This window comes from Thermogemmatispora sp., from assembly GCF_019683635.1.
Taxonomy (GTDB): domain Bacteria; phylum Chloroflexota; class Ktedonobacteria; order Ktedonobacterales; family Ktedonobacteraceae; genus Thermogemmatispora.
The window spans coordinates 1-20,373 of record NZ_JADGIA010000083.1 but is presented as its reverse complement, the minus strand read 5'-3'; the positions used below and the strand labels follow the sequence as shown (position 1 = coordinate 20,373).

The 20,373-nt window shown below is 63.7% G+C and carries 17 protein-coding genes; 6 read left to right on the top strand and 11 right to left on the bottom strand.

Features of this window, described 5'->3' with window-relative positions:
- Window positions 1-414: 414 nt before the first annotated feature.
- From IRZ31_RS11080 to IRZ31_RS11070, 3 genes are read right to left on the bottom strand one after another with little or no spacing between them, the layout of a single operon-like run.
- Entirely contained in the window at window positions 415-1,125 is a 711-nt protein-coding gene (locus IRZ31_RS11080) for a hypothetical protein (RefSeq protein WP_297153409.1), read from the bottom strand.
- Window positions 1,076-1,354, bottom strand: a complete 279-nt coding sequence (locus tag IRZ31_RS11075) for a hypothetical protein (protein ID WP_297153406.1) — start codon at window positions 1,352-1,354, stop codon at window positions 1,076-1,078. The genes IRZ31_RS11080 and IRZ31_RS11075 overlap by 50 nt, the downstream gene beginning before the upstream one ends.
- Window positions 1,341-1,607: a hypothetical protein gene (locus IRZ31_RS11070; protein WP_297153403.1), complete on the bottom strand. Its 267-nt coding sequence runs from the start codon at window positions 1,605-1,607 to the stop codon at window positions 1,341-1,343. Before IRZ31_RS11070 ends, IRZ31_RS11075 begins: the two co-directional genes overlap by 14 nt.
- A gap of 444 nt (window positions 1,608-2,051) precedes the next feature.
- On the opposite strand from IRZ31_RS11070, the gene IRZ31_RS11065 reads away from it, so the two are divergent.
- Window positions 2,052-2,303 (top strand): helix-turn-helix transcriptional regulator, encoded by a 252-nt coding sequence (locus IRZ31_RS11065; RefSeq protein WP_297153401.1) that lies wholly within the window; start codon window positions 2,052-2,054, stop codon window positions 2,301-2,303.
- Between the two features lie 209 nt (window positions 2,304-2,512).
- A complete protein-coding gene (locus IRZ31_RS11060) occupies window positions 2,513-2,749 on the top strand; it encodes a helix-turn-helix transcriptional regulator (RefSeq protein ID WP_297153398.1) in 237 nt (78 codons plus the stop codon).
- An 80-nt stretch (window positions 2,750-2,829) separates the two neighbouring features.
- Here the strand turns inward: IRZ31_RS11060 and IRZ31_RS11055 are convergent, their stop codons facing one another.
- Window positions 2,830-3,798, bottom strand: coding sequence for a uroporphyrinogen decarboxylase family protein (locus tag IRZ31_RS11055; protein WP_112427993.1), 969 nt, complete (start codon window positions 3,796-3,798; stop codon window positions 2,830-2,832).
- Between the two features lie 133 nt (window positions 3,799-3,931).
- On the bottom strand, window positions 3,932-5,227 hold the full coding sequence (locus IRZ31_RS11050; protein WP_297153392.1) for a hypothetical protein: 1,296 nt from the start codon (window positions 5,225-5,227) through the stop codon (window positions 3,932-3,934).
- 421 nt (window positions 5,228-5,648) lie between these two features.
- On the opposite strand from IRZ31_RS11050, the gene IRZ31_RS11045 reads away from it, so the two are divergent.
- Window positions 5,649-6,641 (top strand): sigma-70 family RNA polymerase sigma factor, encoded by a 993-nt coding sequence (locus IRZ31_RS11045; RefSeq protein ID WP_189361469.1) that lies wholly within the window; start codon window positions 5,649-5,651, stop codon window positions 6,639-6,641.
- A gap of 202 nt (window positions 6,642-6,843) precedes the next feature.
- Here IRZ31_RS11045 and IRZ31_RS11040 read toward each other — a convergent pair whose 3' ends face one another.
- The 4 genes from IRZ31_RS11040 to IRZ31_RS11025 form a co-directional block, all read right to left on the bottom strand.
- Window positions 6,844-7,701, bottom strand: coding sequence for an ABC transporter permease subunit (locus tag IRZ31_RS11040; protein WP_112427987.1), 858 nt, complete (start codon window positions 7,699-7,701; stop codon window positions 6,844-6,846).
- Window positions 7,702-7,727: 26 nt separating this feature from the next.
- Window positions 7,728-8,681 (bottom strand): ABC transporter ATP-binding protein, encoded by a 954-nt coding sequence (locus IRZ31_RS11035; protein ID WP_297153388.1) that lies wholly within the window; start codon window positions 8,679-8,681, stop codon window positions 7,728-7,730.
- 422 nt (window positions 8,682-9,103) lie between these two features.
- Window positions 9,104-10,348 carry a hypothetical protein gene (locus tag IRZ31_RS11030; RefSeq protein ID WP_297153385.1) on the bottom strand — a complete coding sequence of 415 codons (1,245 nt, stop codon included), beginning with the start codon at window positions 10,346-10,348 and terminating at the stop codon, window positions 9,104-9,106.
- 137 nt (window positions 10,349-10,485) lie between these two features.
- Window positions 10,486-11,145, bottom strand: coding sequence for a sigma-70 family RNA polymerase sigma factor (locus IRZ31_RS11025; protein WP_297153383.1), 660 nt, complete (start codon window positions 11,143-11,145; stop codon window positions 10,486-10,488).
- A gap of 514 nt (window positions 11,146-11,659) precedes the next feature.
- Between IRZ31_RS11025 and IRZ31_RS11020 the strand changes: the two genes are divergently transcribed.
- The gene (locus IRZ31_RS11020) at window positions 11,660-13,186 is read left to right on the top strand and encodes a hypothetical protein (protein WP_297153380.1); all 1,527 of its coding nucleotides are present in this window, start codon (window positions 11,660-11,662) and stop codon (window positions 13,184-13,186) included.
- 367 nt (window positions 13,187-13,553) lie between these two features.
- Window positions 13,554-15,224: a HEAT repeat domain-containing protein gene (locus IRZ31_RS11015; protein ID WP_297153377.1), complete on the top strand. Its 1,671-nt coding sequence runs from the start codon at window positions 13,554-13,556 to the stop codon at window positions 15,222-15,224.
- Window positions 15,225-15,387: 163 nt separating this feature from the next.
- On the opposite strand, the gene IRZ31_RS11010 is transcribed toward IRZ31_RS11015, so the two are convergent.
- Together IRZ31_RS11010 and IRZ31_RS11005 are read right to left on the bottom strand one after the other, a co-directional pair.
- The gene (locus IRZ31_RS11010) at window positions 15,388-16,197 is read right to left on the bottom strand and encodes a carbon-nitrogen hydrolase family protein (RefSeq protein ID WP_112427978.1); all 810 of its coding nucleotides are present in this window, start codon (window positions 16,195-16,197) and stop codon (window positions 15,388-15,390) included.
- A 198-nt stretch (window positions 16,198-16,395) separates the two neighbouring features.
- The gene (locus IRZ31_RS11005; protein WP_297153365.1) at window positions 16,396-17,706 is read right to left on the bottom strand and encodes a DUF1015 domain-containing protein; all 1,311 of its coding nucleotides are present in this window, start codon (window positions 17,704-17,706) and stop codon (window positions 16,396-16,398) included.
- A 994-nt stretch (window positions 17,707-18,700) separates the two neighbouring features.
- Here IRZ31_RS11005 and IRZ31_RS11000 point away from each other — a divergent pair.
- Window positions 18,701-20,373, top strand: a 1,673-nt coding sequence (locus IRZ31_RS11000; protein ID WP_297153362.1) for a serine/threonine-protein kinase, incomplete at its 3' end; no start/stop codon positions are given.

The window sequence follows — 20,373 nt, the reverse complement described above, 5'->3', positions numbered from 1 at the left end:
TTGCAGAGGGGACGATCCGCACGAGGATACTGAAAGATAGCGTTAACGGGGGTGACCACGCCAAGCATGAACGTTGCAGAGGGGACGATCCGCACGAGGATACTGAAACAAGAGGATACGGAAACAAAACACTGAAAAATAAAGCAAAAAGAGGCACAATATAAAAAGAATAGCGTATTGCCCCGGGCATCGCCCCCCGACTAGCCCGGCGACAATACACTACATTCCTACAAAACGGCCCTTTCCTCCACTTTGGCGGATACCCACCTACCTCACTCTCTCACTCACACCATCATCCTCCCAAAAAAAGGGGAGCCGGCCCGTGCCCGGCTTGCCGCCAGCTACACGCACCGACTCCCCCGAGAAGCAAGGCAACAACGGAAACTCGGACAGAGGAAGCGCAGTTACACTAGATTAGGGAGATGGAATCTTGCTCAAACGCTGGCTCCTGGCCCAACGCACCAGTTGCCCTTGCTCCCTCATCCGCCCGCCTCTGCCGCCACCACCCCCCGCCGTCGCGCTCTCGCCGCCTGTACCGATGCCGCTATCGGCGCCTCTCTCTCCGACTCTCCCGACTCCACAGGCTCCGCCAGCCGCATCCTCACCGTTCTCATTCCCCGCCGTACCCTCTCCTTGCCGCTCCTGGCCCGGCTCCATACGTGTCCCTCTATCAATCCATGCCCCAGCCGCCGCCCGGTCGCCGCCGCGGCTCGCGCCGTTGCCAGTCCCTCCACTTGCGCCATCCTCAGCCGCGCGCTCCTGCGTCGGGAAGGGGACCGCGTTCCCGTAGACAAAGAGGCGAAAATCACTTTCCGTCAGAACACGCCAGGCCCGTTGCTGCAGCTCCTCACGCTCGATAAACCCCCCAACCTCCTTGATCTCCCCCAGTTCCGCGCAGGCCACTAGCTGGCTCAAAACCCCCAAGACACGCCGCGCCTCCTCACGGCTGACCGCTCCCCCGATCTCCATCAGGTAGACCGCGCGCAGCGGCACCCCCGCCCGCCGCGCCAGCTCGGGCGCCGTCAGACCGCCACACCGACGCCGCAACTGGGCCACTGTCCAGAAGGCTCGCCGCTCAGTCGAGGCCGTCGCCTGGCTCGTCGCTCTCACTGCCACCGCCGTCATGACACAGATACCTCCTCACACAGCGATCGTGAATCTCTAGTACCGCCGTCATCGCCTGCTCTGGCCCTATGTATAAACTCAGCTCGTGCCCCAGCTCGCCAATGCGCTGCATGCGCGCGTTGATAAAGTCATGACGCGCATAACAGGCTAACCCGCTCAATCCACGTAAGGCCGCCTCGTAAGCCGTCTCGATCTGCTTCAGCAAGCGCGCGACTTCACTTTCGGCCATGTCTTGCCGTCCTCTCTTCTCTCTTCGCCAGGATCTGCTGCTTCTGACGCTGGTAGACCTCAGCCATCTCCTCTTGCGCTTCCTCTAACCCGATGTATTCGCTGAGCGCCTCCTCTAACTCGGCCAGCCTCCCCATACGCGCGTTGATGAAGTCGTGCCGCGCCCAGCAGGCCAGCCCCGTCAACCCCCACAAGGCCGCCGCATACTCCTCCTCAATCTGCCTCCGCAGACGCGCTACTTCACTCTCGGCCATCGTACTTGCTTCCTCCTTCCTGCATCGTGTTCACCACAATCCTGTCGCCCTTTACCCGCTTCACGCTCGCTTGCTTTCCCTCCTTCCAACAACCTCTATTTAGCTGCCCCCTCCAGATGCATCCGGCTACTCACAGCCTAAATCTTAACATAGAACACTTACGTTGGTCAAGTAGCCTCCAAATATTTCTATTATGATGCTTACTTTAGAACAAAACAGGAGAGCCACCCCCTTATAGTACCCTGGATACTAGTTACGCTTTCTTCTCTCTGCCACCTTAGTGAGCTTCTGTCAGCCTCGCTTGTCCAAGGCCACTAGCTCAAGGATTCAACTTTCGATGCATTATTTATAACCTATCTATTATAAGAGAAAAATCATAAACTATCGTGGGAATACCCTACTTTCTAAACCTTTGTTATAGTACTAAAAAAAGGTGGGGCCTCTATGCTACGCCTGCGCGTAAAGGAGGTCGCCAAACAGCAGGGGTTATCAATTAAAAAGCTATCTCAGCGCTCGGGGATCAGTTATCACATCGTTAGTGCCCTTGTCTATGACCCCTACTTTGTAACCACTACAGACATCTTGCAGCGCTTGGCCAAGGCTCTGGGTGTACCGGTGACTGAGCTGATTGAGGATGTCCCTGACGAGCAGTGGCAGCGTGAGATGCGACGGCGCCGGACAGAGGGAGGCGATTAACCCACCTATCAGACACAGGCATAGCACACTTCTTATAGTCTGAGTGAGAGTGAGAGAAGAGAGGTGGCGATCAGGAGTGGAAAAGCTGGCTGCATTGGGTTGGAAGTGCTCGAACCCTTTTAAAGGATAAGTGAAACTGTGCTGACTCCGCAGATACTGAGGAGCGGCCTCATGGCAGAGAAGTTGATTACCAAGGAGATAGAAGAGACATGTTACGCCTGCGCGTGAGGGAAGTGGCTGAAGCGAAGGGTATGTCAATGAACAAGCTATCGCAGCGCTCCGAGATCAGCTATCACATCATCACGGCCCTCTTTCGCAATCCCTACCATGTTATCAGGACCGATACCCTTGACCGCCTGGCCAAAGCTCTGGAGGTCCCGGTGACCGAGCTGATCGAAGATGTCTCTGAAGAGCAACGCAAGCGCGAGCTGGGGCAGAGCGTCTGACCCCCTCGCGCCGGCCTGCCCGATCCCTGGCGGCAGCGATCTCAAGAGCCGCGCTCAGCCCCGCCTCTGGGCAATCCTCACTACGAGCGCGCCAGCCCCGACGTCTCCAACAGGCGACGCGCCAGATGCAGCCACTCCTCCGGCGTATCGTCCGGCACCGAGCAGCCATTAGCCAGAATCAAGCGCCGTGCATTCGTCTGAGAGATCGCCGACAACATCTCATTCTTCAGCTCCTCCTCGCTGCCGCGCGTCAGCGGTCCCCGCTCGTGCAGCCCGCCCATCAGCGCCTTGCTCGTCAACTGCAGTGCCTCGCTCAAACTCGGCCCTGTCAGCCGATCGCTCCAGCTAATCACCTGCACCGGATAATCCGTAAAGCTCTCGAAATAGACCTCATCCTCGGACTGATCAGGATCGGCATGCACATGCACTATGTTCAGCCAGCCGGCCTGCGCCCCCTCTAGCGCTGCCAGATCGTAGGGCCGGCCCAGCGTGCGGTACTCCTCGCGCGTAAAATCCGCCGTCGTCGCCCCCATACACGAAAAGAAAATCCCGCTGGCCCCCGCCTTGATCGCCTCGCTCATCAACAGGCGCAGATTGGCGGCGATCGTCTCCATCGCCCGGCGCGCCGCCTCTGGATTCGCCCGGATCGCCTCCACCCCCTGGCGCTTCCCGATCGCCCGCAGCACATACGTCAACGGACTGAAGAGCGTCACAATCAGCGGATACTCTGGCCCCACCCGCTGGCGGATCGCCCGAATACAGACCAGTTGCTCGCGGAAACTGGGCGTCGTCAGATCCAGGTGCGGATGCCCGGCCAGCTCCTCCAGGCGCGCCGAGCCATCGGTCGGCAGCGGATAGGGCAGATCCGGCATCACCTTGATGATATCGAGAGCGAATTTCTCTACAAAGAACTCCAGCGTCAACTGAGCCAGGCGCTCGCCCGACCCCTCGGGTCGGAAATGATGCCAGAACACAAACGGCACACGGTCCACCGCCTCCCCGGCCAGGGCCGCGCGCACCCGCTCATAGGGCGTCATCGTCTGAGCCATCGTCACACATCCTCTCTCAAACAAGCAAGCCAACAAGAGATCAATCGCCGTCGTGCCCGCTGCCTCCTGCCGTGGCCAGCCGGCCAGCGTAAGGCAGAGCAGGGCAAGCGATCACTGGATTATATCACGTCGCTCAGACCAGGCGCTGAGCCGGGCAATCCCCGGTGACCGGGCCTCTCACCAGTCGGCAGCCGGAGCCAGCCGAGGGCGAAGGCGTCACGCTGGGCTGTGCAGCCGGCCCCAGCAGCAGCGCCAGCGTCGCCGCCTGGCCCGTCTGCAGATCGCGCGCCAGCAGCGTATGATGGCCTGGGGGCCATTGTGGCAGCAAGCGCAGGCTCACCGTAAAGCGACCGGCCCCATCGGCCTCCACCAGCACGGGCCAGCCGCGCTCATCGACAAAAGCCAGACGCCCATCGAGCCAGAAGCGCACCGGCGCAAAGGCACTAAAACCGCTGCCGGCCAGGCGCAGCCTCATGCCCACAGTGAGCGGCCCTGTATCCAGGCGCACCAGGCGCAGGCCCGGCGTCGGTCTCAGCGACGCCTCGCCGCTGGCTGTCACCGTCGCCATCCTCCCCTGCCAGGCCAGCGACAGCGGCGCACTCGACCGCAGCAGCACGGCCCAGGCCAGCACCGTCGTCAGCGCCAGCAGCACGAGCGTTCCCCCAAGCCACAGCAGCAGCTCGCCCGTCGCCCCCCGTCGAGTCATCCCCGGCAGCGAAGGAGGAGTCAGCCCGCGCCCCGTCTGCTCCGCCGACATTGGCCCTGAGCGCCGCGCCGTCATCAAGCGCCGCAGCGGCAGCGTCGTCACCGTCGCCAGCGCCGCCCGACGGGCCGCCACCCGCGCCGCGCGCCGCCGCGCCAGAGCCGTCCCCTCAGAAATCTCCTCTCCAGCGGCGGCAGGTGTCGCGTCCACTCCCCTGCTGCGCCCTGAGAGAGATCCTGTGGCCGCTCCAGGCGGCAAGCCTGGACTGGGGCCGATACCCGCTCCTGGAGAAGCTCCCGTCGTAGACCCCGTACGCAGGATCGGCCCCGGGCGCGGTCCTCTTCCCTGGGCCAGCAGAGGGCGCGTCGGCAGCTCGGCCAGCCTCTGGCGCCGCTCGGTCTCCTGATCCTGGCCGCCCGCCCCCCTGCCAGCGCCTGTGGCCAGCGGCGGGCCACCGTTGCCGCTCCCCGCCGGCGGGGGCCGCTGAGGTCGGGAGCGAGAAGCGGCAGCGGGACGGGAACGAGAGCCGGAGCGCAGACGGCCCCCCGCATGACCTGGTGGAGACGAGGCCGCGCGAGTTGCTCCCCGGCTGCGCGAAATTCCCCAGCCAGAAGAGAGCCGCGAGCCACAGAACGGACAGCGCCGGCTGCCAGCAGAGAGCGGGCGCGAGCAGCGCGGGCAGAGAGCGGAACGTCCCGCGCCGGAGCGATGTCTGAAGACATGCATCGTCGAATCATCCACTTTCTCAGCCCCAACCCCACAGCGGGGGGCAGAAGCCATCACCAGCGGCCCCGTCAGGCCCGGTGCTGCCAGACCAGAGCAGCCGGGCCGCCACACACGAACCAGGCAACAACCAACTCTATCGACAAAGAACCGAAGCAAGCACTTTTTTCGAGCAATCCCGGATCGCCAGGCCGGGCCGGGTGGGGAAAAATCCGCACCACCCTGAAAAAATTTACGGCAAGCCGGCATTATTTTGAGCACAAAAGCATGAAAGAATCGTCATATCCGTGCGTACTTGGATATTGGCACATTTCTTGCAATAGAGAAGGATGGGGGGAAAGAGACCGAAAAAATTTCGGGTTTTGCCCCGGCAACCAACACGTGGGAAGTGGTTATGAGAGGTAAAGGAGTCAGGAAACAAACAATGGCAACCAATGCGCGGAGAAGCACAAGGAGCACGCGCCGAGCGAAGCAAGGATGTCACGATGAGGCCGTCCTGGCCTTCTACCAGGACGACGACGAACTCTTTCGAGACGACGACGAGCTAGTCGCGGGGGACGAAGACGAGCTAGAAGAAGAGGAAGAAGACGAGACCCTGGACAACGCCATTCGCAAATATCTGGGAGAGATTGGGCGCTATCCCCTGCTGAGCGCCGAAGAAGAAATGGAGCTGGCGCGGCGAGTTGCCGAAGGAGACATCGAAGCCCAGCAGCGGCTGGTCGAATCCAACCTGCGGCTGGTCGTCAGCATTGCCAAGCGTTACAACACCCAGGGTATTTCTCTGCTTGACCTGGTCCAGGAAGGGAACCTGGGACTCATCCGCGCGGCCCAGAAATTCGACCCCTCGCGGGGCTTTCGCTTCAGTACGTATGCCACCTGGTGGATTCGTCAGGCCATCAGTCGCGCCGTCGCCGAGCACACGCGCACCATCCACATCCCGGTGCACGTCGTCGAAATGATCTACAAAATCAAGCGCATCACGCGCCATCTCTACCAGGAGCTGGGGCGTGATCCCGAAGCTGAAGAGATCGCGCGGGTGGCCCGTCTCAGCAAAGAGCGCGTCGTCGAACTGCAGGGCATGGCCGAGAACCCCATTTCCCTGGACGCCCCCCTGACCGACGACGAACCCTATCACCTGGCCGACACCCTGGAAGACACACGGGCCACGGCCCCGGCGGAGGCCGTCACCCATCGGGCCTTGCGCGACCAGATCGCCAGCGCCCTGGAACTGCTGAACCAGCGCGAGCGGCAAGTCATCGAGATGCGCTACGGCCTGGCCGACGGCTACTGTCACACCCTGGAGGAGCTGAGTGCGCACTTCAAACTGACGCGCGAGCGCATCCGCCAAATTGAAGTCAAGGCATTACGCACCCTACGTCAGCCGATCCAGGCCCATCTCTTGCGCGATCTTGCCTGATAGGACGCAGGCAACAACTTCATGGCGTTCTTCATAGAGCGAGCGGGGACGGAACAGGGGCCGGTGCTCTCTCCACCTGCACAGGACAGCAGCGGGAGCGCCGGGCGCCGTTCCGTCCCTCTTGCCATCCTCTCCTGACTCACCCCAGCGCCTCGACTGGCGCCCTCGCGCCGACCAGTCGATCTACCACTACCAGCCGGCGCTAGAGATCGCGATGGGCAAAGCGCAGCATCCCCAGCAGCGGCAACACCACGATATAGAGCGCCACCCAGAGCCCCATCGCCGGCGTCAGCGCCTCGGCCCCAATGATTGGCAGATTCTGCACCTGGTGAAGACCGATCAAATCCTGGGCCACCGGCGGCAGCAGTGCCGCAGAAGCCGCATGCCAGAGAGCATCGGAGGGCATTAGCAGCTCAAAGAGCGTCTTAATGCGATCCACCGTTGTACTCTCGCCCGTAATCTGCGTCACCACCTGAGCGAAGCTGGCGATCGGCGTCGCCAGAAAGAGCAAGGCTGCGATCGCTCCGTTCGCCAACGTTGGCAGACTGGCGCTGCCCACTGTCAGCAAAGCCAGCAAGCAGAGCATCCCCAGCTCCAGCAGTCCAAGGGCCTGAGCCATCCCGTCGGGCCAATAGCCCGTCTTCCAGTAGATCACCCCCAGGAAACCCAGCTCCAGCACCGCCGTATAGCCGCCCAGTACCAGAGCATAGGCCAGCCACTTCCCAAAGACGATCTCCACGCGATGCAAGGGCTTCGGCACAATCACCGCCAGCGTCCCCGCCTCGATCTCCGCCGAGAGCATGCCCGCCGTCAGCAAGAGCGTCATCAAACTCGACTGCAAATAGACCGACCAGCTCGCCAGCACCGCCATCAGCGCCCCGATTCCCAGCAGCAGCAGATCCATATTCTCAGGCTGGGCCTGCCGGAGATTATCGACCAACGCATTGAGCAAGAGCGTAAAGAGGCCCAGCAGCAGCACCGTCAGCACGACCACCGCCAGAAAGATACGGCGGCGCACAATCTCCTTGAGCGTAAAGCGAGCGATAACCAACCAGCCCATAGCTCAGCAGCACCTCCTCAGCGGACCTATTGCAGACTGCGCGACAGCTCGATCGTCCGCAGAAAAACCTGTTCCAGCGAGCGCCGATGCGGAGCCAGACGATAGAGGCGCGCCCCGCAGGCATGGACCGCCTCCGCCACCTCGGCGGCCTGCTCCTCGCGCTGCAGGCGCAGCAGCACCCGGCCAGGATCATACTGATCGCGCTCCACCGCCAGCGCCAGCTGAGCCAGCCGTTGCAGCAGGGCCTCACTCAGCGGCTCCGCGCGCAGCTCCACCAGCAGCGGCTCATCAAACAGCTCCTCCGGGGCCCCGACCTTCAGAATGCGCCCCAGGTTAATGATAGCCACCCGATCGCAGAGCGCCTCGACATCGGGAAGCTGATGCGAATTAATAAAGATGCTGGTCCCCGCCCGCTTCAGATCGAGCAACAAACTGCGCAGATCGTGCTGACCGACCGGATCGAGGCCCGTCGACAGCTCATCGATAATCAGCAACTCCGGGCGATTCAGCAGAGCCTGAGCCAGGCCAATGCGCTGCAGCATCCCCTTCGAAAAGGTCCCCAGGCGCTGGCGCTCGCGGCCTGCCAGCCCAACCAGGGCCAGCACCTCCTCCATGCGCGCCCGCAGCAATGAGCCGCGCAGCCCATAGAGCGAGCCGTGAAAGCTCAGAAACTCCGCCGCCGTCAGCCAGCGATGGAAGGTTGGCAGCTCCGGCAAATAGCCGATGCGGCGCCGCACCTCACGATCGCCCAGAGGCCGCCCCAGGATACGAACCGTTCCCTCAGTAGGCTGAACCAGGCCCGTCAAAATCTTGACCACCGTACTCTTGCCCGCGCCATTCGGCCCCAAAAAACCGAAAGCCTCGCCGCGATAGGTCACGAAGCTGATATGATCGACTGCCAGCAACCGGTGGTAGAGCTTCGTCAGCCCCTCGACCTCGATCGCCGGCTCGTGCTCCTGCCCCTGTGACTCACCAGACATGAACGCTCCTCGCTCCTCTTCATCAGATTGGATCAGATTCGCTCACGCAGACAGACCACGCCAGGTCGATCAGCCGCCCCGTTCCTGGCGTTGCTGGCTGCATCAACAAGAAGAGCAACCTGGCGCCGCGGTCATTCCGCCCGGCCTGAGAGAGCCAGGCCGGTTCCGTTCGTCCCCGCTGCGCGGCCCCAAAGCCGACGGAGGCCGGCCTGTGTCAATCGGCCAGTCGGACCGAAAGACAGACAGACAGCAACGGATCGGCCCGAAGCCGTCAAGCCTGGGGATCAGTCCAGTTATCCTGACGACCTCTGCCGATCCGTTGCCTCGCCTGATGCGGAACTGGGTGCGCACCGCTGAGAGAAGCGCGTGAGGCGAAGCGCGCTCAATCCTGAGCGAGAGAGCCAGCAGGCCGGTGAGTCTGCCTACTGCAGGCTATTCGCCACGCTCAACAGCTCATTCTGATCATGACCGCTCTCGCCCAGCAGATAGACGCGTCCCTGGGCCTGCCAGAGCACGGCCTCCCCGACCGGCAGATTCGTCACCTGACTGGACGACTCAAGCTGGTCACTGGTCAGCAAAAGGCCCGATTGGCCCTGGACTGTTACCGTCCGGGAAGACATGCCGGTCAGCACGGGGATCGGCACCGTGCCGCTGCGCAGATCGATCTGGCGCAGCTGCTGCACCAGCGACGGGGGCAGCCCTGGCAGCGAAAGCAAGAAATCGCGCAGATCCTCCAGCGAAGCCTTACCCGTGGCCTCGATCGTCGGCGATGGCGCCTGCAGGATCACCAGCACCTTGCCACTGCTGCTCACATAGTGGGTCTCGACAATGCGCGGGACATGGATGACAAAGGTCGCCCCGTCCAACTGAGAGGGAATGGTCAGGTTCGCGTGGCCGATGCGCGTCAGGTAGGCGCGCGCGCTGGCCGCATGGAACGTAAAGGTTGCCTGGCCGCCCTCCAGCACATCAAAGGCTGGCTGCCGACCGCTGAAGGAGGCCGGCAGATTCGTCGGCAACTTGAGCGTGAAGCCGGCCAGTTGCTCGGCCTGAGCGCGCGTCAGATTGCGCTCCAGTCGCAGCAACGTCGGCGTGGTCTGCAACTCGCCCAGATCGCGCAACAGCGGAAGCTGGGTCGCCTGGATCGTCTGCTGACTGACTGGCACCGGCTGGAAGCGCTGCACGCTAAAGAACGAGAGAAACGTCGCCGCCAGCCCGGTGCTACTGCCGACCACGAACAAGACCACCAACAGCACCGCCGCGGCGATCACCATCCACGAACGGCGCAGCACCTGGCGAACCGGCACGCGGCGTCCTTGCGGCACCTGCACCGGGCGCACCCGCGGGCCAGCCCCGCCCAGGAGCGACTCCGTGCTGGCCAGGCTCGCCTTCTCTGGCACCGGCTGCGAGCGCTTCACGGCCTGCTCAAGCTGGCGGCGCGCCTCCTCGCCCTCGGCGGCAGTCACCGTCAGCCCGTCCTCCGCCGCCAGAGCAGCATTGGTCTCTAGCAGCAGCTCCTCCAGGCCGGCATCGGCCTCTGCCTCCTGCAGCAGCAGCGCCAGCCTCTGCTCATCGCCGCTCTCCAGAGCCTCCAGGTAGCGCCGCAAGAAACGCGCGCGTCGCTCCCCCTCGGGCAGCGAGTGCTCGTGTGCATGCTCTTGTAACTTCATTGATCGATCCCTTCTCTGCTCTGTTCCTAAGTCGCTGTCTGACTGCTTGATAATCGCTCAGCAAATACCTCTCTAGATCGACAAACCCCTTTCTGCTCACTTCCTCCCTGATCCGAGCGCATCTGAAGACCAGGCTGCTAGCCGGGCCTACCCGGGTTGGTGGCAGACTGCTGCTGGAAGGCCCGCCGCAGACGCTGGAGCGCTCGATGGAGCCGTACCCGCGCTGCCCCCGGGCTAATCCCCAGGTGACGCGCCAGCAGCTCACGCTCGCAGCCCTCGACCACTGCCAGACGCAACAGCTCGCGATCCTCCTCGCCGACCAGAGCCAGCAGTGCCGCCATCCCCTGCTCGGCCTCAACCTCCTCTTCTGGCCCGCTGCTCGTCGCCTGCAGTTGATCGAAGACTTCCAGCTCGCTGGGGGACTCTCCCCCGGATAGCGCACTTGCCAGACGGACGGGAGAAAGCTCGCGCTGGCTCCGGCGTGCCCGCTCAGCCCTCTGACGTCGGATCACATTCAGCCCGATCCCCAGCAACCAGGCCAATGGCTGGCGCCCCGGCTCGAAGCGCGCGGCATGGGCCAGCGCCTCAACGGCCACCTCCTGTAAGACCTCCAGCGCGATGGCATGGGCCTCCCTCTCGGGAGCCACCCCCAGGCGCACAACATAGAATTGCAGGTTCTGAAGCAGAGTCTCGCTGTGCTCGATCAAAGCTCGCTCCAGCTCGGCCCTGGCTGTCTCCTCCGCTGAGGAAGCGAACGACCCAGGTGAGAACCTGCTCCGCGCTGGCTCACGCTTCATCTCTTCTGAGTATCCTTCCCTGTTAAAAACCTGCGCAGGAGGAGACCCTGGCTGGACCACCGGGTGCATGCCCCTGCCCACACAATTCTATTCAAACGAACCTGGCCCGATGTTACGCCCCTGGCCGCAGCATTGCCGGCCCTGTTCGCTCACCGCGGGGAGAGGCCCCGGGCAGGCTCTTGTCAGCTCTCGTTTCACCATGCTATACTTCTTATAAGGACCGGTCACGAGCAGCGGACACGAGCCAGCTCGCTGGGCTGGCCGGTCCTTCCAGGCTCCTCCACTCTTGCAGAGCGGGCCAGGCGCTCTGCTTCTGGCCACGCACCGAGAGATCGCCCTTCCCTCAACGCGGCGACAGTCTTCCCCTAGCCAGAGAGAGGCACCACGCAAGGGTACCGCAAGCACAGCGGCAGAAGAGAGCCGACCTGGCCCGCTTGTCTATCTGCTTGCCTGTCTGCTTGCCTGTCGCCTTGGCCAGACCAGCCGACCGACCGACCAAGCATCTCCGCCAGCCATGCCTGATTTATTCCCGTTTCAGTCAGTCCCGTCTCCAGAGAGCGACATCGACCACTTCGCCAGCACTGTCCTGGCGCGTCCGCTCTATCCCTACCAGCGCGAGATCGCCGCCGCCATTCTCGACTCCATCCACAGCGGGCGCGGCGACATCTTCAGCGTCATGCTCGCGCGCCAGATGGGCAAAAACCAGCTCTCCGCCGTCCTCGAAGCCTACCTGTTGGCCACCGTTCCCGAAGGCACCATTGTCAAAGCCGCTCCCACCTTCAAACCTCAGCTCCTCACCAGTCGCCTGCGCCTGCTCACCCTCTTACAGACCTCGCCCCTGGCCGAGCGTCTCTGGCGCAGCGGCGATCACCTGCTTGGCCTGGCGCCCCAGGCTGATCCCCAGCTCGTCCGGCGCCACAGTGGGCCGCGCATCCTCTTTCTCTCCGCCGCCCCCGAGAGCAACGTCGTTGGCGCCACCGCCAGCCTCCTGCTTGAGATCGACGAAGCCCAGGACGTCAGCCCTGACAAATTCGATCGCGACTTTCGCCCGATGGCGGCCACCACCAACGCCACCACCGTCCTCTACGGCACCGCCTGGAGCGACGACACCCTGCTGGCCCGTCAGCGAGCCTTGAACCTGGAGCGCGAGCAGCATCAGGGGCGGCGAACCCACTTTGAATACGACTGGCAGGCCCTGGCGGCCATCAACCCCGCCTACCGGCGCTTCGTCGAAAGCGAGATCCAGCGCCTCGGGGCCAGCCATCCCGCTATCCAGACCCAGTACCTGCTCCAGCCCATCAGCGGTGCCGGCCACCTGCTCACCCCCCTGCAGCGCAGCCTCCTCCAGGGAGACCATCCCTGGCAAGAAGAACCACAAGAAGAGGCGCACTATGTCGCTGCCATCGACATCGGCGGCGAAGAACAACGGCCTGAAGAGCAGCTTGCCCTTCTCAGCCAGTCCACAGCCGTGCCCTCACGGCGTCGCCGCGACAGCACCGTCCTCACCATTGCCGCCCTCAGCCCGAACGAGCTGGGGCTGCCCGGCCTGCGCATCGTCCATCAGCAATGGTGGACAGGCCGTCCCTACCTGGAGCAGTACAGCGCCGTTCTGGCCCTGGCCGAGCGCTGGCGCCTGCGCCGCCTCATCATCGACGCCACCGGCCTCGGCGCCGGCCTGGCCGCCCTCCTGCGCAGCCGTCTCGGCGACGAGCGCCTCCTGTCCTTCACCTTCACCCGTCCCAGCAAATCGCGTCTCACCTACCAGTTCCTGGCCGCTATCAACAGCGGGCGCCTCAAGCTCTACACCCCAGCCAGCGCCCCGGCGGCCATCGCTGGCGAATGCTGGCAGCAACTCCGCCAGGCCCGCTATCGCCTGCTCGGCGAGAGCGGTATCGACATGTACGTCAACCCCAGCGAGGGCCACGACGACTTTCTCATCAGCCTGGCCCTCCTCTGCGAGGCCCTCAACGAACTCGACCAGCCACCAGCCTCGGCCCTGATCCCCCCGCGCCGCCTCTATCGAGACGAGAGCCGTTTTTGAAAGCTGAAAGCGGCTCATCCATCTCTAGTGCTCCTGTCTCTAAGGAGTCTTTTCTCATTCCACCCTCGCACACACTCAACCGTCCTCATCTGCCCCTCTGGGCCTGGCCGGCTATCGACTTGTGCCCCCGCGGCGTGGTACAATCCACACGATAGCAAGGCAGCCCGACCGAGGACCGGCCATCGCAAAGAGGCAACGCGGCGCCGCTGACCGGACCACCCCTAGCCGCAGCCAGCGGTCCCGCCTGCGGGCGGATGCCAGAAGAGCCTCAGCAGACCGAGAGAACCAAGCGAAGAGCGAAGAGGAGAAGCGTCGTCCCATCCCCTCGACCGTAGTGGAGGACAGCGCAGAGAAAAGAGGGAGAGGCATGCCAACAAAGAAGCGAAAAGAATCGCCGAGCATTGACGAAGTCCTCGACGCCATGTGTCACCGCGACAGCGTCGACCCCCTTCAGATGGATGCCTATCTGGAGCGGCTCGACGAAGAATGGACGGCGGGAGCGCGCGACAAAGTACTGGACCTGCTGCGCCGCCGCGACCCGGCGGCCCACTCCACCGCGGTCTATATCCTCTCGCACCTGGCCACCGAAGATGACCGCGAAGTACTCGAAGACTTTGTGACTGATCCCACCGTCAGCGACATTGCCAAGCTCACCCTGGCGCCCGTCCTCAGAGAACTCAACTCCGAGCTGGCCGAGGAGGGGCTGGTCGAATACCTCAATGATCCCGAGGCCGCCATGCTCCAGATGCAGAGCCGTCTCCTGGAGCTGGTTGGCAAGAGCGAGCTAGGGGTCGAAGCCGTTCTGGAAGACGTCCTCAGCATGCCGCTAGAGCGGCGCCTCGGCTTCGTCGACTGGCTTGGACGCAGCCATGACCCGCGCGCCGTCCATCTGCTCCTGCCCCTGCTCGAAAACCAGTCAACGCGGGTCGTCATGGCCACCATCGATGCCCTCGAACAGCTTGGCAGTCTGGCAGCGCCCCAGGCCATTCCCGCCCTCAACCACCTGCTTACCACCAGCTCGAACCGCCTGCTCAAACAGCACGCCCGCGCCGCTCTTGGGCGCCTCACCATGCAGGCCGCCCCCGGCACCGAAGCCCAGGCCCTGGCCGAAGCCGCTCGTCCCGCCTACCCCCTCTACGAAGCGCGCGTCAGCTTCATCGATGGCAGCGGCTCCCAGATCATCATGCTCGCCTGGAAGCACTCCGAAGAGACCGTCAAGGGGATCAACCTGCTCTGTCAAGACCAGTGGGGCATCAAAGATTGTTATAGCACGGACGAAATGACCATCGAGCGCTGGCAGCGCCTCGTCCGCGAAATGAGCGACCAGGGCTTCACCAACTTCGTCGTCCCGCCGGCCTACTGCCTGGCCCTCATCAGCGAGGCCGCCGCCCTCAACCGCCGTGGGCGCCATAAGCTGCCCATCGCTTACGCTATCTGGCGCCCCCTGCTCTCCGCCGAGATGCAGCAGCACCAGGGCCAGCCCGTGGCCACCGCTCTGGAGCCGCAGCCCTTCTCACCCGAGCTGTTGCCCCTCGTCCAAAAAGGCGGTGAGCTATTTCAAATGCCCGAATTTTCCTCCTGGATGTACGAGCCACTGGAGCGCATCCAGCCATTTATGGCCCGCTACTGGGGCACCATCGAGTTCCCTCGTGTCCCCCCAGCCAATGCGCGCGGACGAGGGCGCAGCCACAAGCAAAACCAGCAGCAGGCCGCCACCGACCAGCGCCAGGCCCTGGAGACCGTCGTTGAGCAGGCCCTGGAGGAGCTGATCGACGACCAATGGCGCCTGCTCTACGAGACCCGTCTGCGCCGTCAGGGCCAGCTCTTCGCCTTCGCCGGACGAAGGCAGGAAGTGGCCCTCATCCACGCCGTTGCGGCGGCCCTGCACCCGGCCTCGGGCCTTCCCCTCAAAGAGCAGCCCTTTGTCCGCGCCCTCCTCAGTCTCTCGATCCGCCAGGGACCTTTCCGCATACTGCTGGAGACGCTCGACAAAGACGAACTGCAGCCGCTGCCAGGCGACCTCTTCCCGCCGCGCTAGACGAACCCTGCCTGGCCCAGGCCCGAGCCTGGGCCAGAGGCACGGGCCGCACCCAAAAAAGCCCTGAAGAGAGCGCCTGCTGGCCAGGCCCGCCAGTCAGGCCAACCCTGCCCTGCTGTCAGCAAGACGAACGCGCAAGGCAAGCCACAGCAGAGCGAGCTAGCTAGCGATAGAGATCCGGGCGCCGATGTTGCAGCGACGGCACCTTAGCCCGCGCCTGCTCCAGGCGCTGCAGATCCAGCTCACCAAAGACCAGCTGCTCGCCCTCGCCGCCCTCTGCCAGTACCACCCCCAGGGGATCAACGTGCAGCGAGCGGCCCAGGAACTGATGCCCGGCCTGATCGCAGGTAAAGATGTAGGCCGTGTTCTCAATCGCTCGCGCCACCACCAGATGGCGCCAATGGACCTCCTTCAAATGGCCGTTCACCCAACCCGACGGCACCACAAAGAAATCAACCCCGCGCGCCGCCTGATAGCGCGCTACCTCGGGAAAGCGCAACTCGTAGCAGACAAACAGCCCCATGCGCCCGAACGGCGTCGCCAGCGGCTCAAAGAGCTGGTCGCCGCTCACAAAAACGTCCGACTCGCGGTAGCCGTAGGCATCGAACATATGCGTCTTATGATAGGCGCGCAGCAGCCGCCCCTGCTCATCGATCACCACCGTCGTATTATAGGTCTTCTCCTCCGCCTCGCTGGCCGTCTCGATCATCCCCGCCACTACCCAGACCTGGGCAGCGCGCGCCGCCTCGCGCAGGCCCCTCACAAAGGGACCGTCTAGCGACTGCGCTACCTTGCGGGCATGAGGGGCCGTAAACTCCTCATGCGAGAGATAGGCCATGAAGATCTCCGGCAGAATCACCAGGCGCGCCCCTCGCTGGGCCGCCAGCGCGATGGCCGAGCGCGCCCTGGCCAGATTTTCCTCCGCCGAGGGACTTGACTCAAGCTGTGCGGCAGCGATCAGCGTCGTTGTCATGGTTCTCGTCGCTCCTCTCCTGCGCGCATGTGCGCAACCAACCATCGGCCCGGGTCGGCCTCCGATCCGATCCTGGCCATCAGCGATCAGCGGGCCGATCCAGAGCCAGAGCAGTCAAACAGACGTGACAAAGCCGACCGGGCGGCTCCCCAGCCAGTCAGCCAGCTAGCTAGAGCAACACCCAGTCGGTCAGCAAGCCTACCAGAGCGGGTGGATCACCAGGCCGCTGGCCAGCTTCGGATACAGATAAGTCGACTTCTGGGGCATGCGCTCATCGGCCCGGGCCACCTCACAGATCTGGCGCACGGGCGTCGGATTGAGCAGCAGCACCGCCTGGGCCTCGCCCCGTGGCAGCGCGGCCAGGGCCTCCTCCGTCTCATGCGTATAGCGCAAATAGCGTCCCGCCCGCACATCCTCCGCACTCAGTCCAAGCAGCTCCTCCAGCAGCAGCTGATGGGCAATCGCCACATCGAGCGCGTTCCAGGCCGGCGCTCGCCCGCTCTCGGCTATCCGTGCCTGCCCGGCCTCCGTCAGCCGCAGCAGCCAGCTCCCTTCCGACGTCAGCAGCGCAAAGGAAGGGGCTGTCTGGCCCGCCTCGGCCAGGCGCACCATCAGCGCCGCGCCCCGACCTGCCTCGCCTTCCAGGCGCTCAACCTGGAAATAGCGCCCCAGGTGCTCCGGCGTCAAGCGCTGCAATTGCTCAGCGGAGAGGCCCGCGAGCAAACGATGTGTGGGCAGCACCAGCAAGCCGGGATCATCCACATCGATCAGCACCATCATCACAAAATTCGCCCCATCTTCCGGGTCCAGACCGTGATGTAGCTCGCGAATCTCCTCGCGATAGCTCAGAGCCGTCTCATAGCGATGGTGCCCGTCGGCAATGAAGAGCTGCCGCTGACTGAAAAAGTCCTGGATCAGCGCCACCTGCTGCGGGTCCGTAATCGGCTGCAGGCGATGCTCGTCGGCCAGCTCATCGCGGGCCTGGACCTCTGCGCGCTCAGCATAGGGCTGGAGCAGGCGACGCAGGCGGGCCTGGGGGTCCTCATACCAGGCCATGATCGGACTGAAATTAGCGGCACAGGCCCGCATCAGCTGCAGCCGGTCATCCTTGGGCTTGCTCAGCGTCAGCTCATGGGGCAACACGACCCGCGCGCTCCACGGCTCCAGCCGCACGCGCGCCACCAGGCCCGTGCGCGTATAACTCTGGCCTCCATAGCTGAAACGCTGTTGATACAGATAATAGCTGGGGACCGTATCCTGACGGAGCACGCCTTCCTTGCGCCACTCGGCGAAGGTCCGCGCCGCGCGCGTATAGCGATTATTCAAGACGGTATCATCGGGAAGTTCGCGCCCCAGCTCCAGACGGATCATATTATAGGGATGGCGCGCATAATAGCGCTCCTGCGCCTCGGGCGAGATCACATCAAAAGGAGGACAGAGTACCTGCCCCACATCGCTCACCACCGTTGGCGCATAGCGTATGCCACGGAAAGGTCGTACATCTGCCATAGTCGAGGCACTTCGCTTTCTCTCCAGATTCAACGCTCCCACAGGAAAACATGCTCAGTGACCCGCATTGCCTCACCTGCCAGACCATCATCCTGGAGGCGGAGGCAGAGGGAGCGGCGTCTTCTCTGCCCATTGTACCATCTCTGTTTGCTCTGGCCCAGCCCAGTCCCTATCTCTGCAGGCCGCACCTCGCAACGCGACTCTCTCGCTCCCGCTGGCGAGTGAACTGAGCCAGAAAACTACCAAAAAGCCGAATCCCCTCTTGACTTTTCGCGCCTTCTATGGTATCCTGAAACTAGAACTTATGTTCAAGTTCTGTGACTGAAGCGACCTCCCCTTTTCCCCGTGCGGGAGGCGGTCCCCCGCCGCCTCCCGACTCGCACTCTCTCACTTCGCTCTCCACGGGCGGTCGGGTTCCTGTTTGCTCCCCCCGACCGCTCGTCTCTTTGTGCACTGACGGAGAGGCTGATCCCCTATCGGGCCGGGTCGGCTGGTAAGTCAGAGGTGTGCAGCTCAGGCCAGATCTCCAGACGTGCCTGGATGAGCCAGTCTGACCGCCCTCGTCTGCCCGTGCCTCGCGGCCTGCCGGGCTTCGCGGCAAGGGCTGGTGATGATTATCCTGCGGGAATAACCCACAAGTCCTACACTAAGAGCAACAGATTGACTCGCCCTGATATACTTTGTAAGCTCATTACGTCGGAGCTGTGAACATACACCCTCAAGGCAGGCACAGCGCTCAGGCTCTATGCGCCGCTATGGGCGGACGCTGAGTTGATTCGCGAGCCGATTCGCGGCCAGATCCGTGGCGCAGCCCAGGCGGGCGAGCAGCGTCTGAGATGTGCGCCTTGAAGAGCTGCCTGTGGGGAGGAGCGAGCGGCCCCCTGTCCTGCTCCCTGCTGCGGACGGGGCGTCAGCCCCTCGCTCGGCAGGTACCGGACACTGTCTCTGACCCGTCCAGCGAGCGATGGGTACAGTTTCGGAGAACGGAGATGCTATGTACGAGACGCAGCAAGAAGATCTGCTGGTGGGGCAGATGGTGGGAGGGTACCGTGTTGAGCAACTGCTGAGCAAAGGTCGTGTCAGTGCCGTCTATCTGGCCCGGCACTCTGTGAGCGGCCTGCCGGTGGCCGTCACAGCCATCATCATCCCAGAGGACTTCTCTGTGCGGGCGCGTAACCGTTTCATCAGGCGCTTTACCCAGATAGCGACGGCCCTGCTTGAACTTGATCACCCGCATATTCTACCGATTTACGACTTTGGCGAGCAGCTTGGCTATCCATACTTGATTTCGCCCTATGTTACCGACGGCTCGCTGGCGCATGTCCTCAAGCGCGACGGGCGCTGTGCCCCCTCCTATGCCCTGGAGGTGCTCCAGCAGGTGGCAGCGGGGCTGGACTATGCCCACGCACGGGGCATTGTGCACCGGGCCTTGAAGCCGGCTAACATCGTGCTCCAGGGAGACGAGCACCATGTGACAGTAGCGGGCTTCGGCCTCGTCGATCTCTTGCAGCTGCGGGGCGTGCGGCGTGTCGAGCATCCCTATCTCCATCTGCTCAATCTGGCCGGGACCTTCCTCGGATCGCCTGAATATCTGGCCCCGGAGGTCGTGCTTGGTCAGCAGCAGATTGATGCCCGTGCCGATATCTATGCCCTGGGCATCATCTTATATGAGCTGCTCAGTGGTAAGCCACCCTTCACCGGCAACGATTCGCTGGAGATCGCTCTTCAGCATGTCAAGCAGCCGGTGCCAGCTCTACGCAATCTCTGTCCTGCCCTGCCGCCAGAGATCGATGAAGTTCTCTCGCAGGCTCTGGCGCGCGACCCGGCGCGCCGCTTCTCCTCAGCGGGGGCCTTTGTCACGGCCTACGCGCGCGCCTTGCGGCGAGAGCGCAGCTTTGCCGCCGCTGCCCCCGTAGCTGCCAGCATCGCTCAGCTTCAGACCCAGCTAGCTGAGGAAGATGAGCTAACCAGCTCCGGCAGCCACTGGCAGCTGCGACCACCCATCATCACGGGGCGCCTGCCGAGCGTCAAGCGCAGCGGAGAGCTACCGACCACCGGCCCCCTGGCTGGAGGAGCAGCCTGGCAAGACCAACCCCTGCCTCTGGTGAAGGAGGCGCCCGCCGTTGGAGCGGCGCCAGCGAACGGCGCCAGGCGCGAGATGGTCTCGCTGCCCGGTACTCTGCCGCAGGCTGTGCCTCCCATGCCCCCGGCTCCGCCCATGCCCGTTCCCAGTGGCAACAGCGCCGACCTCGATAGCTTTGCCTGGTGGTCCGGGCGACCCGAAGACTATGCCCTCAAGCGCGCCGCACCGGCCCAGGCATCTGCACCGTCAGCTCCTGCCAGGGTGCCCCCCGCGGCTGGCAGCGGCAGCGCCGAACCCGCGCCGGTCGTCTTGCCTGCTCCACGAGAGCAGCGCGCGAAGCAGAACGCCCGCCCTGGCGTGCTGCAGCAAGAGGTGCCGATCCCTGCCCAGATCCCCGTGAGCACGCGGCGTGGCCGCAAGCGGCGCCGGCGTCAGGTAGTGGCTCTGCTCGCCGGCGGTGGCCTGGCCGCGGCTGGCCTGGGCCTGGCTATCAAAACCTCGGCAGCCCAATCGTTGCTGGGCAGCCTCTTCCATACCAACCAGAGTGGCAACATGGCCGCCTCCTCTGGTTCCACCAGTGGCCA